This window comes from Cryobacterium sp. Y11, from assembly GCF_002929535.1.
Taxonomy (GTDB): Bacteria; Actinomycetota; Actinomycetes; order Actinomycetales; family Microbacteriaceae; genus Cryobacterium.
In genome coordinates this window covers 199201-215694 of the sequence record NZ_PJJO01000061.1, presented here as the reverse complement: position 1 = coordinate 215694, position 16494 = coordinate 199201, and the positions used below count along the sequence as shown (strand labels likewise).

Here is a 16494-nt window from a genome sequence, read left to right as displayed (position 1 = left end):
GGATGTTGCGTGCTGCGCGACGTCGGTCACGGAGCCTCCTCGGGTCTCACTGACGGATGAAATGTAGCGACGCGTCACTGAGTCGACTCTTAAACTTACTGCCGAGGTCGACCCTGTCGCGAGTACAGCCTAATCTGCCCAGCCGCCTACTGTTGCATCAGCTAAGAGTTCTGGCGATTCGTTGGCTATCATCCACAATTTACGCGCGCAGGCGAGCTGCGGCAGCAGCGATGCGCTCGTCGGTCGCTGTCAGCGAGAACCGCACGTGTTCGGGGTAGACGTCACCATAGAACGGGCCGGGGCCGGCGAGGATGCCGAGAGCGGCCATCCGTTCAATGGATTGCCACGCTGGGCACCCTTCGGTAGCCCAGAGATAGAGCCCGGCTTCGCTGTGGTCAATTCGAAAACCGGCCTGTTCGAGTGCTGGCCGCAGCAGTGCACGCCGTGTCCGATAGCGTTCCTTTTGCGCCGCGACGTGTTCGTCGTCGCCGAGAGCGGCGATCATGGCGGCCTGCAGCGGTGCCGGCAGCATGAGTCCGGCGTGCTTACGCACGGTGAGTACCCGCTCGATCACATCGCTGTCGCCGGCAGCGAAGGCAGCGCGATACCCGGCCATGCTGGACTGCTTGCTCAACGAGTAGATTGCGACGACTTTGCGCTGGTCGCCCTCGATCACGCGGGGGTCGAGAATGCTGGGGATCGGCTCGGTGTCATAGGGAGCATCCCAGCCGAGCTCGGCGTAGCACTCGTCGTTCACGATGACGGCGTCGAGTTCACGCGCACGGGCAACGGCCGCGTGCAGAGCTGGGGCGGAGAGCACCCGGCCGTCAGGGTTGCCCGGACTGTTCAGCCAGATCAGCTTGGTGGAGCCTGGCCATTCGGCAGGATCATCGGAGGCCAGGGCAGTAGCCCCCGCGATGGCGGCGCCGATCGCGTAGGTCGGGTAAGCGGCCAATGGGTGCACGATCGTGTCGCCTTCGCCCAGGCCCAGCATGAACGGCATCAGTGCGACGAGTTCCTTGGAACCGATCGTGGGAAGCACATTTTTCCCCGTCAGGCCGGTGACACCGCGGCGGCGGGCATACCAGGCGATGATCGCCTGCTGCAGGGCCGGCGTGCCAACGGTTTGCGGGTAGGCGTGGGCATCCGCAGACGTGCGCAAAGCGTGCTGCACCACGTCCGGAGTGGCATCGACCGGCGAACCGATCGAGAGATCGACGATGCCATCGGGATGCTGCCGTGCCCGCGTAGCAAAGGGGACCATCTGGTCCCAGGGGTAATCCGGGAGCGGCTTCAGCATGAAAACCGCTTAGTGCGCTACCTGCGGGGGCAGCGCGGAGATGATGGGGTGGTCCTTGGCGATCACGCCAACCTTGGCCGCGCCTCCCGGGGAGCCGATGTCGTCGAAGAATTCAACGTTGGCCTTGTAGTACTCGGCCCATTGCTCGGGCAGGTCGTCTTCGTAGTAGATGGCCTCGACCGGGCAGACCGGTTCGCAGGCTCCGCAGTCCACGCACTCGTCCGGGTGAATATAGAGGGAGCGTTCCCCCTCATAAATGCAGTCCACCGGACATTCGTCGATGCAGGCACGATCTTTCACATCGACGCAGGGAAGAGCGATCACATAGGTCACAGGCTGGGGATTCCCTTCGAGAGCGGACTCCTAATTCTACGCCCCACCGCCCTGGTGCGGAGGCCGACGGCCCTGCGGCAGCTTCGGCCAAGCCACAACGAACGCCGCGATCAGGGCCGGAACCACGGTCCACAGGGTTCCGGGCAGTCCGGCCGGAACGAGCACCGATCCCCCAGCACCACGCAGGGACAGTAAAAAAATAGTAACCAGCAGCCCGGCCGCGGCCAGGCCAACGACAAACCGGTCACCGACGACAAGACGCAGACCGAGCAGCAGGGCGCCTATTCCGACGAACGCGGTGGTCAGGCCGATGGGCAGCAGAACACCGAAAAGCGGCAGGGTGCTCTGGTGCGCGACGGTTCCGAGCACACCGAAGAGGATACCCAGCAGCAGGCCGCCGAGACCGGCCAGCGACCGCCGCGCGAGCCGCGCCCACGCCGAAACGCTGGTCTGGTCGCGATCGTGCCGCGCAGCATCCGTCTCGCCGATGCTGGACCTGACCATGGACTTACGCACCGTTTCTGCATCTATCTGGACGACTTCTGTGCCCAAATCACATCATAACTAGACATTTGCGAGGGCCGCGGGCTAGAGTCAGCATCGGTAAGGTTAGCCTTACCAAATTCGACCGAAAAACCTACGAGGAATCCACGTGCTCGCAAACTACCTGATTGGCCTGCGCGAAGGCCTTGAGGCCGCTCTGATCGTGACAATTCTCATCGCCTACGTCGTGAAAATCAACCGGCGTGACGTGCTGCCACGCATCTGGCTCGGTGTCGGTCTGGCCGTGCTGCTCGCCCTCGGCATCGGTGCCCTGCTCACCTTTGGCACCTACGGGCTGTCGTTCACCGCGCAGGAGACTATCGGCGGCGTGCTATCCATCGTCGCGACCGGCCTGGTGACCTGGATGGTGTTCTGGATGCTGCGCACCGCGCGCGATCTCAAGGGACACCTGCAGGGCAATATCGACAAGCACCTCGTCGGCGCTGGCCTCGGACTCGTACTTGTGGCTTTTCTCGCCGTCGGTCGAGAGGGCATCGAAACGGCCCTATTCATCTGGGCCGCCGTGCAGGCCACCGGAGCAACGACCATGCCGCTGATTGGCGCGGCCCTCGGCATCGTGACCGCCATCGGTCTGGGCTGGCTCATCTACTCCGGCATGCTCAAGATCAACCTGTCGAAGTTCTTCACCTATACCGGCGCCATTCTCATCATCGTCGCCGCCGGTGTACTCAGCTACGGCGTGCACGACCTGCAAGAGGCCGGCATCCTTCCCGGCCTGCACGCCCTCGCCTTCAACGTGAGCGCCGCCGTGCCGCCGGACAGCTGGTACGGCACGCTACTCAAGGGCGCCCTCAATTTTTCACCCGCTACTACCTGGCTGGAGATGTTCGCCTGGCTGGCCTACGCCGCGCCCACCCTGACCGTCTTCATCACGAAGAGCCGCCTCGGGCGCCCCGGTGCTCGCCAGCTCTCAGTCGCGCCGCGCGCACGCGTCCCTGCCCACTAATTCTGTTCAAAGGATCTCCATGCCCCGTGTTATTCACTCTGTCAGTCTGCGCAGTGTCAGTCTGCGCAGTGTCAGTCTGGTCGGTGTCGGTCTGCTCGGTATTGTCGTGCTGAGCGGCTGTGTCGCCAATGACCCGGCGTCCACGCACACGGCGCTCACCGTGGATAGCAGCGCGACCGGCTGCGCGGTGAGCGCGAACGAGGCGCCGGCCGGCAGCATCCGTTTCACGGTCGCCAATTCCGGCGACCAGGTGACCGAGTTCTACCTGCTCGCCGAAGACGGTCTGCGCATCGTCGGCGAGGCGGAAAACATCGGTCCCGGCCTAAGCCGCGACCTCGTCGTGCAACTCGAAGCCGGCAGCTACTTCACAGCCTGCAAGCCGGGCATGACCGGAGACGGCGTCGGCAAAACCGAATTCACCGCCACCAAAACGGATGCCGCAGCCACCGTCAACAGCAATCTCGCCTCCCACATCGACACGATCACCACCAATTACGGCTCCTCCGTGCGCAACCAGATCGACTAGCTCGTCACCGGCACCGACGCGTTCGCCGCGGCCCACTTGGCCGGGGACGACGACACGGCCCGCAGCCTGTACGCCAGCACCCGGGTGCACTGGATCCTAGCTGGTAGCGCGCCGCATCCAGATGACCGTTGAGACCGGGGATCGCACGATGCTGCGCGAGTAAGAGGCGGTGTTCGGCCGCAGCACGGGGGCTGACGCTCCGCTCTCCGGCGGCACCGAGTTCCGCGAGCCCGACTTTACGCTGGCCGGCGCAGAAGGCGAGTCGCTGATCGGAGCCGCGTCGCACGTGCGCCTGACGCATCCGACCCGGAACCAGGGAACCAAACTGCTGCGCCGCGGCTACACCTGTGTCGATGGCAAGGACGATCTGGGCCGGCTCGAGAAAGGGCTGTTCTTCACCAGCTTTCAGCGCTCGCCTGACCCGTTCACCACGGTTCACCACGGTTCACCACGGTTCACCTCAGCCTCGCCCAGCACGATGCGCTCAACCAGTACATTCGCCACGTCGGGACTACCCTGTTCGCGGTACCGGCTGGTGCCCACGCAGGGGGCTACGTGGGCGCGCCGCTCTGCGTCTAACCGAGCGCGGGCACCGGTGTCACCGTGTAGAGAACGCCGTCGGGATTGCCGGCTACCACGACGCCATAGTTCTCGTTGGCCACGGTGACGACGTCCACGTCGACCCCGGCCACCACTTCGGTGAAGCCGGCTTCCACCAGCTGAGCCCTGGCATCGTCTACGGGGGTCGTCGACGTGGCATTGACGGTGACCACCCAGCCACTGACCCCGCTCTGCCCGACGCCACCGCTCGCGAAAAGAACCTCGCCGTCGAGCACGGGAATTTCGGCCGGCCAGTCCGCGGGAAGCTCGCCGCCGAGGCTGACGTTACCGCCCGTTGCGTCCTGTACGGCACCGTCTACGGCGCCGTTCACCGTATCGCGCACGCTGTCGCCCAGGGAGCAGCCGGCCAGGAGCGTGAGCCCGGCTGCGGCAACAACGAGGGCAAGGCCGACTCGTCGCAGAGGTGCGCTGGTGGTCATCTGGAACCTTTCAAGTTCTGCGAGAGTGTAAAAGTGCCGCTTCGACCAAGTCGAAGCGGCACTTCTTCACTCTCGCGGGAGGCTAATGCTAGTTAGCGTCCATCTTCTTCACGCGCGAGACCTGGCGTGAGCGAGCGGCTGCGGTGAGCTCGACCTTGCGGATACGCACGGCGGCCGGGGTGACCTCGACGCACTCGTCTTCGCGAGCGAATTCGAGGCACTGCTCAAGCGAAAGCTGCTTAGGCGGCGTCATCGACTCGAACGTATCGGAACTGGACTGACGCATATTGGTCAGTTTCTTTTCTTTGGTGATGTTCACGTCCATGTCGTCGGCGCGCGAGTTCTCGCCGATGACCATGCCTTCGTACACCTCGCTGGTGGGCTGCACGAAGAACGACATGCGCTCCTGCAAGTTGATGATCGCGAACGGGGTGACCGCACCGGAGCGGTCGGCCACGATGGAACCGTTCGTGCGGGTGTTGATGGTACCGGCCCAGGGCTCATAGCCGTGCAGGATCGCGTTGGCGATACCGGTACCGCGCGTGTCGGTGAGGAACTGGGTGCGGAAGCCGATCAGGCCGCGCGAGGGAACGATGAATTCCATGCGAACCCAGCCGGTGCCGTGGTTAGCCATATTCTCCATGCGACCCTTACGGGCGGCGAGCAGCTGCGTAATGGCGCCGAGGTACTCTTCGGGAGCGTCAATGGTGAGGTGTTCGAAGGGCTCGTGCACCTTGCCGTCAACGCGCTTGACAACTACCTGCGGCTTGCCGACGGTGAGCTCGAAGCCTTCACGACGCATCTGCTCGACCAGGATGGCCAGGGCCAGTTCTCCACGGCCCTGCACTTCCCAGGCATCCGGACGTCCGATGTCAACGACCTTGAGCGAGACGTTACCGACGAGTTCGCGGTCGAGGCGGTCCTTGACCATGCGGGCGGTGAGCTTGTGGCCCTTGACCTTGCCCATGAGCGGCGAGGTGTTGGTTCCGATGGTCATCGAGATGGCCGGGTCGTCGACCGTGATGGTCGGCAACGGGCGCACGTCGTCTGGGTCGGCGAGGGTCTCACCAATGGTGATGTTCTCGATACCGGCAACGGCCACGATGTCGCCGGGGCCGGCGCTCTCGGTCGGGTAGCGATCCAGCGCCTTCGTGATGAGCAGTTCGGTGATCTTCACATTGCTGACGGTGCCGTTCTGCTGCACCCAGGCCACGGTCTGGCCCTTCTTGATGGTGCCCTGGAAGATGCGCAGCAACGCGAGGCGGCCAAGGAACGGCGAGGCGTCGAGGTTGGTGACGTGCGCCTGAAGCGGATGCGTGTCATCGTAGGTCGGTGCCGGGATGTGCTTGAGGATTGCATCGAACAACGGCTCGAGGTCATCGTTGTCTGGCAGGGTGCCGTCTTCGGGCTTGTTCCAGCTGGCAGCACCGTTACGGCCCGACGCGTAGACGACGGGTACGTCAAGCACGGCGTCGAGGTCGAGGTCGGGAAAGTCGTCGGCCATGTCGCTCGCGAGGCCGATCAGGAGGTCCTGGCTCTCGGCCACGACCTCGTCGATGCGCGCGTCGGGACGGTCGGTCTTGTTGACCAGCAGAATAACGGGAAGCTTGGCCTCGAGCGCCTTGCGGAGCACGAAACGGGTCTGCGGAAGCGGGCCCTCTGAGGCGTCAACGAGCAGAACGACGCCGTCAACCATGGACAGGCCGCGCTCGACCTCGCCACCGAAGTCAGCGTGGCCCGGGGTGTCAATCACGTTGATCGTGATGGGACCGTCTGCGGCGTGGATGCCCTTGTACGAAACCGCCGTGTTCTTGGCGAGAATAGTGATGCCCTTTTCGCGCTCGAGTTCGTTCGAGTCCATCGCGCGCTCTTCAACGTGTGAGTGGTCAGCGAAGGAGTCGGTCTGCTTGAGCATCGCGTCGACCAGCGTCGTCTTACCGTGGTCAACGTGAGCAACGATTGCAACATTTCGGAGGTTATTGCGTGTAGCAATCGCCATAAAAATAGATCCTTACGAAGAATGAGTGCCGCAGAGTCTCGCGCGCGACGAAGAATGGATACCAGGAGTCATAATGTGACCCAAAGTACTATCCTACCGTATGATTTCGACGCCTTGGCGGGATCGCTCCCTCAGGAGCGACCCCTGGCCGAGTCGTCGGTGATTCCGTTGAAGTTCGGCTGAATCTCGGCATCCGTTCGATCATGAACGGTTTGGTACGCGCCGACGGTGGACGAAATGTAGAGAACATCAGTTTTAGAGTTGCCCACAATGCCGCCTGGGAAGCGCCGCTCCCAACCTTCACGTCGATGGTTTCTAATTTGGGACCGTCCCCACCAGACAGGGTTGCGTGTTCCGGCTACCGGCCGAACTCGAAGTGAGCTCCGGGAATCGCCGCGAGCAGTTCTTGGGTGTACAGCTCACGAGGGTTGTCGAACACATCATCGGTAGACGCTGCTTCCACGATGCGCCCCTTCTGCATGACGCAGACGTTGTCGGCCACCAACCGCACGACGGCAAGGTCGTGGGTGATGAACAGGTACGTCAGGCCCAGCTCGGACTGTAATTCGGTGAGGAGATTGAGAATCTGCCCCTGCACGAGCACATCCAACGCAGACACAGCCTCGTCGAGCACCAGCACGTCTGGTTTCAACGCTAGGGCGCGCGCAATCGCGATGCGCTGGCGCTGACCGCCCGACAGCTCACTCGGATAGCGAAATTGCGTCGCGGCTGGCAGGGACACTTGATCCAGGAGCTCCAGCACTCGCTTCTGTCGCTCCTTACTGGATCCCACTTTGTGTGCAAGTAGGGGCTCCGCAATGGTGTTGCCCACGTTGTACTGCGGGTCAAGAGAGCCATACGGGTCTTGGAAGACCGGCTGCACACGGCGACGAAAGTTCAGCAGCTCGCGTCCCTTCAAACCGGCAAGATCGCGCCCATCGAATTCGATCCGCCCGCTCGTGGTGTTCTCTAGCTGCAGAATGAGCTTGGCCACGGTGGATTTGCCGGAACCAGACTCCCCTACGATTGCCGTGGTGGTGCCCTTCTTCACGCCGAACGACACGTCATTGACGGCGAGGAGTTCGTCATACTTCAGACCGGACTTGCGGATGCGATACATCTTGGTGATGCCCACAACCGAAATGAGGTCTGTGCCCGATGCCGCCAGTTCACGATCCGTGGCGCGTCGAATCAGCGCGGTGTCGGTGCCGCCGGCCGAGAATATTGCGGGCGCCGCGGCATCCTCATTCTTCTTGGCCTGAATGCGCCGCGAGGCAAGGCTTGGAGCCGCTGCGACGAGCCGCTGGGTGTACGGGTGCTGTGGGTCGGCGAGGATTTCCTGCGACGGCCCCGACTCGACGACCTTGCCCTGGTACATCACCACGAGCTGCTCGGCCCGTTCGGCCGCGAGGCCGAGGTCGTGCGTGATGAACAGAACGCTCGTGCCGTAGTCACGGGTGAGGGTGGCCAGGTGATCGAGAATCTGGCGTTGCACGGTGACATCGAGCGCGCTCGTCGGCTCGTCGGCGATGAGTAACTTCGGTCGGGCCGACAGTCCAATGCCGATCAGCACACGTTGACGCATGCCGCCGGAGAACTGGTGCGGAAATTGCTTGAGGCGATCCTCAGCATCGCTGAGACCGGCCTCCTTCAGCACCTCGATCGTGCGCTGACGCGCGTCCCTACCCCGAAGACCGCTGTTGGATTTGATGGCCTCTTCGACCTGATAGCCAATGTTCCATACCGGGTTCAGGTTGCTCATCGGGTCCTGTGGCACGTAGCCAATCTGACGACCTCGAACGGCCTGCATTTCGTTCGCCGACAGCTGGGTAAGGTCGCGGCCTTCGAAGAGAATCTCGCCGGCAGTGATCTTTCCGGTTCCGGCCAGCAGGTTGATAATGGCCTGAGCGGTCGTCGTCTTTCCTGACCCGGATTCGCCGACGATAGCCAGGGTCTGTCCCGCATACAGGCTCAGACTGACGCCACGGACAGCAGGAACAAGGCCACGTTGGGTTTGAAACCCCACCTCGAGATTGGTGATCTGAAGTAGGGGGGTGTGGGCACCATTAGTGTTCTGGCCCACAGTTTCGGTTACGGTCTCGGTCATCGGCGCGCCCTCGCTTGGGGATCAAGTGCATCTCGAACAACGTCGCCGAGCATGAGGAAGGCGAGCACGGTGACCGACAGCGCTGCTGCCGGGTACATGAGCACCTGGGGGGCTGTACGGATGCCGGTCTGCGCCTGGGAGATGTCATTTCCCCAGGACATGATTCCGCCTCCGAGGCCGATTCCGAGGAACGACAGGGTTGCCTCAGCCACAATGAATGTTCCGAGCGACACCGTGGCGATCACAATCACGGGCGCGATGGCATTGGGAACGACATGGCGAATCAGAATCTTGAATTTTGACACTCCGAGCGCGACCGACGCATTGACATAATCCGAGTTGCGTGCCGAAAGAACGGCACCACGCATAATCCGTGCAATCTGCGGCCACGCAAAGATCGACAGCACCAGAGCGATCACGATCGGCGAGCGGTCCGGGAGCACAGAGAGAAGAACAATGGCGCCCAGAACTGTTGGGATGGCGAAGAAAATATCGCCGATCCGCGACACGATGGCATCCAGAAATCCTCCGTAGTAGCCCGCGAGCGATCCGACAATGATGCCGAACAGCGTGACGATCACGGTCGCGAGAAGGCCCACGGTAACGGACGCCTGCGTGCCAAAAATCACCCGCGCGTAGATATCGCAGCCCTGGCGGGTAAACCCAAACGGGTGATCAGCCTCGGGTCCACCATTGCTGTTGCCTAGCAAGCAGTTAGCTGTGGGAGACGTCTGGGTGAACAACGTCGGGAAAAGTGCGACGATCACAACGAGGAGGATCAATGCAGACGAGATCCAAAAAGTTGGACGACGTCGCATCGAATCCCAGGCGTCCGACCACGTACTGCTAGCTTTCTGGGTTTCATCCAGTCGGTCGATTGCAACGATCGGGGTGTCTTCGAGGGCGGCGACAAAGTGCGGCTGCCTCCCCTGCGTGCTACTTGGCATAACGAATCCTCGGGTCAAGTGCTGCGTACAACAGGTCGACGAGCAGGTTGGCCACAACGAAGATCACGACCATGACTGCGATGAAAGACACCACGGTCGGTCCTTCGCCGAGCCTGATCGCCTTGAAGACGGTGCCACCAACACCGTTGATGTTGAAGATGCCCTCTGTGACGATGGCACCGACCATCAGGGAACCAAGATCAACGCCCAGGAATGTGACGACCGGTACGAGAGAGTTGCGCAACACATGTACGGTGACCACCCGCGGTCGCGACAGCCCCTTTGCTGTCGCGGTGCGAACGAAGTCCGCGCTGAGATTGTCTGACACGCTCGCGCGGGTGAGCCGAACGATGTACGCGAATGAGACGGAGGCCAGCACGAGCGCGGGAAGGATCAGTTCGCTCCACGGGGCAGCACCGCTCACCGTCGTACGGGCCCATCCAAGGTTGATGGCAAAGACGTACTGCAGCACAAAACCAATGACGAATGTCGGCACGCTAATGAGCAGCAAGCTCACAACGAGCGCGCTCGCGTCGAAAAACTTGCCCTTTCGCAATCCTGCAACGAGTCCCACGAATATGCCAGCGACAGCCTCCATCGCAAGGGCCAGGAGCGCCAGACGAGCGGTAATCGGGAACGCAGCAGCCATCACGTCGGAGACGGCTCGTCCGGAGTAGGTTGTTCCGAGGTCGCCCTGGAAGAACCCACCGATGTAGATGAGGTATTGCACAAAAAACGGTTCGTCAAGGTTGTACTCGGCGCGAATCTGCTCAATGACCGCAGGGCTCGGTGGGTGGTCGCCAAAGAGAGCGGCAATGGGATCGCCCGGTAGGGAGAAAACCATGAAGTAGATGAGGAAGGTGGCCCCGAAAAAAACCGGGATCATCTGTAAGAGACGCTTGCCGGTGTACCAGAGCATCAGGTTGCCATAATGGATCGAATATGCATGAACATCACAATCACTTCGCGATTCTAACCATGGGAATACCCGGGGGCGCGCGCCCCCGGGTATTCATGTATTAAGTAATTCTTACGGCTTTCTTAGCCCTTAGTGATCTCGCTGTACAGGGGCACGCCATCCCAACCAAACGCGACGTTGCTGACGGTGTCGGCTGACCAGACTGCGGTCACGTTGGAATACCACAGCGGGATGGTCGGCAGGTCCTTGAGCAGGACTTCCTGTGCTTGCTGATACTTGGCGGTCGCTGCCTCAACGGATGAAGCTGCTGCACCTTCCTTGAGGAGGGTGTCGAACTCCGCGCTGCTGTATCCCTCGTAGTTGGATCCGGCACCGGTCTGGTACAGCGGAGAAAGGAAGTTGTACAGCGAAGGGTAGTCGCCCTGCCAGCCGGCGCGGGTGGCACCGGTCAGCTTTTCATTCTCACGGTCATCGAGGGCTGCAGCAAACGTGGGATACGGCTTGCCGACTGCGTCGATGCCAAGGGTGTTCTTGATGCTGTTGATGACAGCGTCAACCCATCCTTGGTGGCCACCGTCTGCGTTGTAGGCGATGTCAAAGGTGCCGGTGTAGGGTGAAATCGCGTCTGCTTCGGCCCACAGTTCCTTGGCCTTGGTTGCGTTGAATTCGAGAACGTCCGCACCCTTGAGCTGGTCCGAGTAGCCGGCGATGACCGGGGAAGTGAAGTCGGTCGCCGGGGTGCGAGTGCTCTGGAAGATGACGTCGGTGATTTCCTTGCGGTCGATGGACATGGAGATAGCAGCACGACGGAGCTTGCCCTCGTCACCGCTCCAGTGCGCGAGGTAGTACGGCATGTTGAATGCCTGGAAGACCGCTGCAGGCTGGTTCACGTAGCTGTCTGGGAAGTCGCTCTGGTAGGTCTGGAATGCGGAGTCCGGAACGGCGTCGAGAACGTCGAGGTTTCCACCCTGCACGTCGGCGTAGGCCGCATCCTGCGTGGCGTAGAATACGATGCTCAGGCCACCGTTGACGGGCTTGCGCACGCCGTCGTAGGCGGGGTTGGTCACGAGCTCAATCTTGACCTCGTGCGTCCAAGCACCGTCGGAGGCGAGCATGTACGGACCGTTACCGATCGGATTTTCACCGAAAGCGGCCATGTCCGCAAAGGCCGCTTTCGGCAGCGGCGAGAAGGCTGTGTAGCCGAGGCGCAGCGGCCAGTCAGCCTCGGGGGAAGCGAGTTCCACCGTGAAGGTTTTGTCATCGACGACCTTGAGGCCGGTCAGCTCGGAATCAGCGGCCCCGTCGTAGCCGACAATGTCATCAAAGAAGTACGAGGAGCTCTGGGCGTTACTGAGCAGTGCGCCGTAGTTCCACGCGTCAACGAACGACTCGGCCGTTACGGGCTCATCGTTCGTGAAGGTCCACCCGTCCTTCAACGTGACGGTCCAGGTGGTTGCATCGTCGGACTCAATGGAGTCGGCAACCTCGTTCTGGATCTCGCCCGTTGCCGAGTATGAGACGAGCCCGGCAAAGAGCGAGGTGACAATCTTTCCGCCACCGGTCTCAGTTGTGTTGGTCGGGATCAACGGGTTTTGCGGCTCAGAGCCATTCGTGCTGACGATTGCCGAAGCATCACTGCTTGCGGCGGGCTCCGCAGTTCCGCCTGCGCAGCCGGAAAGCGTCAATGCTCCCGCCGCGGCGAACGCGATTGCAACTACGCCAAGTCTCTTGATTCTCAATGTTCCTCCAGTGAAAAGGTGCACGCTCTGCACAATTGATGACCATGCCGTCGTTCTACTCAGGATCGACACTAGGTGGCCCAGCCCCAAAACAGTCATCAGCGCTTCAACCGTTACGTAGGTGAGACCTTTGACGCAGGTATTGTGCGTCAAATCGGTCGGAAATCGGTAAATAGTGCAGGAAAGGCCTACTTTGAAACGATCCCTTTCGTTACGGTAACTGGGACGAGCGCAAACATGGAGCCGCACACTGGCAGGATGGAGGGCATGATCGCATCCCTCCGCGGCTCACGCAACGCCCGGCTGTACTGGGAAATCGGCATTGCGCTCGCCCTGTCGCTCGGGGCGTCGGCCGTGTACTCGATCGTGTCGATCGTGGCCCGATTGACCGACGTGACACCGCTCGCCGAGCAGTCGGCGACACTGAACGGCTCTCAGTCGCCGCGCGAATGGCTCGACTTTACCTACCAGTTTCTCGGCATCACGTTCGGACTCGCGGCGGTTGCCCTGGTTCTGTTTCTGCTCTGGCGGCCCGGGCAGAGCCCGTTCAGCACACTCGGCTTCGACCTGACCCGACCGGGACGCGACGTGCTCGGCGGGTTCGGACTACTGCTCGTCATTGGCATTCCGGGGCTAGCGCTCTACCTGGCCGGGCGGGCGTTTGGGTTTACGGTGGCCGTCGTGCCGTCGCCGCTCGACACCTTCTGGTGGACCATCCCCATTCTGGTGTTCGCCGCCCTCAAAGCCGCGCTGGTCGAAGAGCTCATCGCGGTCGGGTATCTGTTCACTCGGCTGCGCGAGCTCGGCTGGTCGACCTGGACCATCATTCTGAGTTCGGCCGTGCTGCGCGGCAGCTATCACCTGTACCAGGGCGTCGGGCCGTTCTTCGGAAACGTCGCCATGGGCGTCGTGTTCGGCTGGTGCTATACCCGCTGGGGGCGCACCATGCCGCTCGTGGTGACGCACTGGCTGCTCGACATTCTCTCCTTCGTCGGCTACCCGCTCGCGCTGGCCTGGTGGCCGGGGCTGCTCGCCCCGACCAGCTGACCCCGCCGGGCTTGGCACGAGCGATCGACCAGCGTGGCTTGGTCTCGATCGCTTTTTCGTCGCGCCTCGACCCGCGGGGCACAAGCGGGGCGCAAGCGCGCGGGTGGGCTATTACTCAAAGGCTTCCGGCGGGGGGCAGGCGCAGACCAGATTGCGGTCGCCGTAGGCGTTGTCGATGCGGCGCACCGGCGGCCAGTACTTGCCCCGCACCAGCGATGCGAGCGGGTACACCGCGGTGGCTCGGTCGTACGGGTGCTCCCACTCCCCCTCAATCACCGACTGTGCGGTGTGGGGGGCGTTATGCAACGGGTTGTCGTCGGCGGGCCAGCGGCCGGCGGCTACGGCATCCGCTTCGGCCTTGATTGCGATCATGGCGTCGATGAACCGGTCGATTTCGCCGAGGTCTTCGCTCTCGGTGGGTTCGACCATGAGCGTGCCAGCCACCGGAAAGCTCATCGTCGGCGAGTGGAAGCCGTAGTCGACGAGGCGTTTGGCCACGTCGTCGACGGTTACGCCGGTGGCCGCGGTGAGCGGGCGCAGGTCGAGAATGCACTCGTGCGCGACCAGGCCATTGTCGCCCGAATACAGCAGCGGGTAGCTGTCTTCGAGGCGCTTGGCGACATAGTTAGCGGCAAGCACCGCTGCGCCGGTGGCCTGCTTGAGGCCGTCGATGCCCATCATGCGCACGTAGGCCCAGGAGATGGGCAAAATGCTCGGGCTGCCGTACGGTGCGGCCGAGACCGGTCCGCCGGCGTGCACGACCGTCGCCGTGGTTCCCGCAGCGCCGAGCAGGTAGTGCTCGTCACTCTGGGCGAGCGGATGCCCGGGCAAAAACGGCGCGAGGTGGGCCTTGGCCGCGACGGGGCCGACACCGGGCCCGCCGCCGCCGTGCGGGATACAAAAGGTCTTGTGCAGGTTCAGGTGCGAGACATCGCCGCCGAAATCGCCGTAGCGGGCGAACCCGAGCAGCGCATTGAGATTGGCACCGTCGACGTAGACCTGCCCGCCGGCGGTGTGCACGGCCGCGCAAATGGTAGCGACCTCGTGCTCGTAGACGCCGTGGGTGGAGGGGTAGGTGATCATGAGCGCAGCGAGATTCTCGGCGTGCTCGGTGATTTTTGCGTGCAGGTCGGTCAGGTCGACGTTGCCGAGCTCGTCGCAGGCCACGACCACGACGCGCATGCCGGCCAGGGCAGCGGATGCCGCGTTGGTGCCGTGCGCGCTCGACGGGATCAGACAGACCGTGCGGTCGGCCTGCCCGTTGGACTGGTGGTATCCGCGGATGGCTAGGAGACCGGCCAGCTCGCCCTGGCTGCCGGCATTGGGCTGCAGCGACACGGAGTCGTAACCGGTGACATCACTGAGCCAGGTTTCGAGCTGGCGCACGAGGTGTAGGTAACCCTCGACATCCGCTGTCGGGGCGAAGGGGTGGATTCCAGCAAATTCGGGCCAGCTGACGGCCTCCATTTCGCTCGCCGCGTTGAGCTTCATGGTGCAGGAGCCGAGCGGGATCATACCCCGGTCAAGGGCATAGTCGTAGTCGGCGAGGCGCTTGAGGTAGCGCATCATGCTGGTCTCGGAACGGTGCGTATTGAACACCGGGTGGGTGAGAAACGCGCTTTCGCGGCCGAGGTCGGCCGGCAGGCCGTGCTGCACGGCGTCGAAGTCGACATGGCCGAAGGCGTCGCGGCCACCGAACGCTCCGACGATGTAGGACAGGTCGGCGAGAGTGGTGGTCTCATCGACAGACACACTGACGGTGTTCGCATCGACCTGGTGCAGGTTGTAGCCGCTCGCGGCCGCCTTCTCGACAACCTCGGCGGCGTTCGGCACGGAGACCCGGATCGTGTCAAAGAATGTGTCGTTGGTCACATCGACGTCGATCGCGCGCAGGGCGGCGGCGAGCGCTCCGGCTCGTTCGTGCACCCGGGTGGCGATCACCGTGAGGCCCTGGGGCCCGTGATAGACCGCGTACATGCCGGCCATCACGGCGAGCAGCACCTGAGCGGTGCAAATATTCGAGGTGGCCTTGTCGCGCCGAATGTGCTGTTCGCGCACCTGCAGGGCGAGGCGGTAGGCCGGGTGGCCGGCGGCATCCACGCTCACTCCCACGAGACGTCCGGGAAGTTGGCGTTCGAGGCCTTTACGCACGGCCATGTAGCCGGCGTGTGGTCCGCCAAAGCCCATCGGCACGCCGAAGCGCTGGCTGGTGCCGACGGCAACGTCGGCGCCGAGGTCGCCGGGCGACTTGAGCAGGGTGAGCGCGAGCAGGTCGGCAGCCACGACGGCGAGCGCCTTCTGTTCGTGGGCGAGGTCGATGACGTTGGTAGGGTTCCAGATGCGACCGGAGCCGGACGGGTACTGCACGAAGACACCGAAATAGTCGCCGAGATCCTCGGCCGTGGTCTGCTCGTTCAGGTCAACCTGGGCGAGCTCGATACCGAGTGCGGCGGCGCGGTTGGTGAGCAGCGCGTGGGTCTGGGGGAAGGCATCCGTGTCGACGATGAAACGGCGTGAGCCCGACTTTGAGGCGCGCAGGGCGAGCAGCATGCCCTCAACGACGGCCGTTGACTCGTCGAGCATCGAGGCGTTGGCCGTCGTTAGGCCGGTGAGGTCGGCGATCATGGTCTGAAAGTTGATCAGCGCTTCGAGTCGGCCCTGCGAGATCTCGGGCTGGTACGGCGTGTAGGCGGTGTACCAGCTGGGGTTCTCGAACACGTTGCGTTTAATCACGGCCGGCGTGAAGGTGTCGTAGTAGCCGAGGCCGATCATCGAGCGTTTGACCGTGTTGCGGCCGGCGAGAGCGCGCAGCTCGGCGACAGCCTCATTCTCGGTCGCGGCAGGCGGCAACGCGCTACCGGCGTCCTGTCGAAACAGATCGGCGTGAATGGATGCTGGCAGGGCGGCCGAGACGAGGTGCTCGACCGAGTCGTAGCCAAGCGTGGCGAGCATGTGGGACTGGGCGTCGGCATCCGTTCCGATGTGACGCTGCGTGAAAGGGCTCTGGGTGAAGGGCTGGCTCATAAT

At 62.8% G+C, this 16494-nt stretch carries 15 protein-coding genes; 4 read left to right on the top strand and 11 right to left on the bottom strand.

Annotated elements, in window-relative coordinates; translation table 11 throughout:
- Positions 1–199: 199 nt before the first annotated feature.
- Genes dapC through CXY75_RS17630 form a run of 3 tightly spaced genes read right to left on the bottom strand, consistent with a single transcriptional unit; the run spans position 200 to position 2137 of the window.
- Positions 200–1300, bottom strand: a complete 1101-nt coding sequence (gene dapC / locus CXY75_RS17640) for a succinyldiaminopimelate transaminase (protein WP_104084103.1) — start codon at positions 1298–1300, stop codon at positions 200–202.
- A 9-nt stretch (positions 1301–1309) separates the two neighbouring features.
- Complete coding sequence (gene fdxA / locus CXY75_RS17635; RefSeq protein ID WP_104084102.1) at positions 1310–1633, bottom strand: ferredoxin; 324 nt, start codon at positions 1631–1633, stop codon at positions 1310–1312.
- A 36-nt stretch (positions 1634–1669) separates the two neighbouring features.
- Positions 1670–2137: a hypothetical protein gene (locus tag CXY75_RS17630; protein WP_104084101.1), complete on the bottom strand. Its 468-nt coding sequence runs from the start codon at positions 2135–2137 to the stop codon at positions 1670–1672.
- A gap of 148 nt (positions 2138–2285) precedes the next feature.
- Here CXY75_RS17630 and efeU point away from each other — a divergent pair, with 148 nt between their 5' ends.
- The 3 genes from efeU to CXY75_RS17615 all read left to right on the top strand — a co-directional run bounded on the left by efeU (position 2286) and on the right by CXY75_RS17615 (position 4336).
- On the top strand, positions 2286–3143 hold the full coding sequence (efeU, locus tag CXY75_RS17625; protein ID WP_104084100.1) for an iron uptake transporter permease EfeU: 858 nt from the start codon (positions 2286–2288) through the stop codon (positions 3141–3143).
- A 19-nt stretch (positions 3144–3162) separates the two neighbouring features.
- Positions 3163–3669, top strand: a complete 507-nt coding sequence (locus tag CXY75_RS17620) for a cupredoxin domain-containing protein (RefSeq protein WP_233201998.1) — start codon at positions 3163–3165, stop codon at positions 3667–3669.
- Positions 3670–3838: 169 nt separating this feature from the next.
- The gene (locus tag CXY75_RS17615) at positions 3839–4336 is read left to right on the top strand and encodes a Dyp-type peroxidase domain-containing protein (RefSeq protein WP_233201997.1); all 498 of its coding nucleotides are present in this window, start codon (positions 3839–3841) and stop codon (positions 4334–4336) included.
- Here the strand turns inward: CXY75_RS17615 and CXY75_RS17610 are convergent.
- The 7 genes from CXY75_RS17610 to CXY75_RS17585 form a co-directional block, all read right to left on the bottom strand.
- Positions 4245–4709 (bottom strand): hypothetical protein, encoded by a 465-nt coding sequence (locus CXY75_RS17610; protein WP_104084099.1) that lies wholly within the window; start codon positions 4707–4709, stop codon positions 4245–4247. The genes CXY75_RS17615 and CXY75_RS17610 overlap by 92 nt on opposite strands.
- An 88-nt stretch (positions 4710–4797) precedes the next feature.
- Entirely contained in the window at positions 4798–6708 is a 1911-nt protein-coding gene (typA, locus tag CXY75_RS17605) for a translational GTPase TypA (protein ID WP_104084098.1), read from the bottom strand.
- A gap of 131 nt (positions 6709–6839) precedes the next feature.
- The gene (locus tag CXY75_RS19905; RefSeq protein ID WP_158251247.1) at positions 6840–6977 is read right to left on the bottom strand and encodes a hypothetical protein; all 138 of its coding nucleotides are present in this window, start codon (positions 6975–6977) and stop codon (positions 6840–6842) included.
- A gap of 89 nt (positions 6978–7066) precedes the next feature.
- Positions 7067–8815, bottom strand: coding sequence for an ABC transporter ATP-binding protein (locus CXY75_RS17600; RefSeq protein WP_104084097.1), 1749 nt, complete (start codon positions 8813–8815; stop codon positions 7067–7069).
- Positions 8812–9762 (bottom strand): ABC transporter permease, encoded by a 951-nt coding sequence (locus tag CXY75_RS17595; RefSeq protein WP_104084096.1) that lies wholly within the window; start codon positions 9760–9762, stop codon positions 8812–8814. Before CXY75_RS17595 ends, CXY75_RS17600 begins: the two co-directional genes overlap by 4 nt.
- Positions 9752–10681: an ABC transporter permease gene (locus tag CXY75_RS17590; RefSeq protein WP_104084095.1), complete on the bottom strand. Its 930-nt coding sequence runs from the start codon at positions 10679–10681 to the stop codon at positions 9752–9754. The genes CXY75_RS17595 and CXY75_RS17590 overlap by 11 nt, the downstream gene beginning before the upstream one ends.
- 122 nt (positions 10682–10803) lie before the next feature.
- The gene (locus CXY75_RS17585) at positions 10804–12420 is read right to left on the bottom strand and encodes an ABC transporter substrate-binding protein (protein WP_104084094.1); all 1617 of its coding nucleotides are present in this window, start codon (positions 12418–12420) and stop codon (positions 10804–10806) included.
- A 267-nt stretch (positions 12421–12687) separates the two neighbouring features.
- On the opposite strand from CXY75_RS17585, the gene CXY75_RS17580 reads away from it, so the two are divergent.
- Positions 12688–13467 (top strand): CPBP family intramembrane glutamic endopeptidase, encoded by a 780-nt coding sequence (locus CXY75_RS17580; RefSeq protein ID WP_233201996.1) that lies wholly within the window; start codon positions 12688–12690, stop codon positions 13465–13467.
- A 111-nt stretch (positions 13468–13578) separates the two neighbouring features.
- Here CXY75_RS17580 and gcvP read toward each other — a convergent pair whose 3' ends face one another.
- Positions 13579–16491 carry an aminomethyl-transferring glycine dehydrogenase gene (gene gcvP, locus CXY75_RS17575; RefSeq protein ID WP_104084092.1) on the bottom strand — a complete coding sequence of 971 codons (2913 nt, stop codon included), beginning with the start codon at positions 16489–16491 and terminating at the stop codon, positions 13579–13581.
- Between the last annotated feature and the right edge of the window lie 3 nt (positions 16492–16494).

Coding starts and splice junctions, on each gene's coding strand:
- dapC (WP_104084103.1), bottom strand. CDS start 1,300: ATGCTGAAGCCGCTCCCGGATTACCCCTGGGACCAGATGGTCCCCTTT.
- CXY75_RS17630 (WP_104084101.1), bottom strand. CDS start 2,137: ATGGTCAGGTCCAGCATCGGCGAGACGGATGCTGCGCGGCACGATCGC.
- CXY75_RS17620 (WP_233201998.1), top strand. CDS start 3,163: ATGCCCCGTGTTATTCACTCTGTCAGTCTGCGCAGTGTCAGTCTGCGC.
- CXY75_RS17610 (WP_104084099.1), bottom strand. CDS start 4,709: ATGACCACCAGCGCACCTCTGCGACGAGTCGGCCTTGCCCTCGTTGTT.
- typA (WP_104084098.1), bottom strand. CDS start 6,708: ATGGCGATTGCTACACGCAATAACCTCCGAAATGTTGCAATCGTTGCT.
- CXY75_RS17600 (WP_104084097.1), bottom strand. CDS start 8,815: ATGACCGAGACCGTAACCGAAACTGTGGGCCAGAACACTAATGGTGCC.
- CXY75_RS17595 (WP_104084096.1), bottom strand. CDS start 9,762: ATGCCAAGTAGCACGCAGGGGAGGCAGCCGCACTTTGTCGCCGCCCTC.
- CXY75_RS17590 (WP_104084095.1), bottom strand. CDS start 10,681: ATGCTCTGGTACACCGGCAAGCGTCTCTTACAGATGATCCCGGTTTTT.
- CXY75_RS17580 (WP_233201996.1), top strand. CDS start 12,688: ATGATCGCATCCCTCCGCGGCTCACGCAACGCCCGGCTGTACTGGGAA.
- gcvP (WP_104084092.1), bottom strand. CDS start 16,491: ATGAGCCAGCCCTTCACCCAGAGCCCTTTCACGCAGCGTCACATCGGA.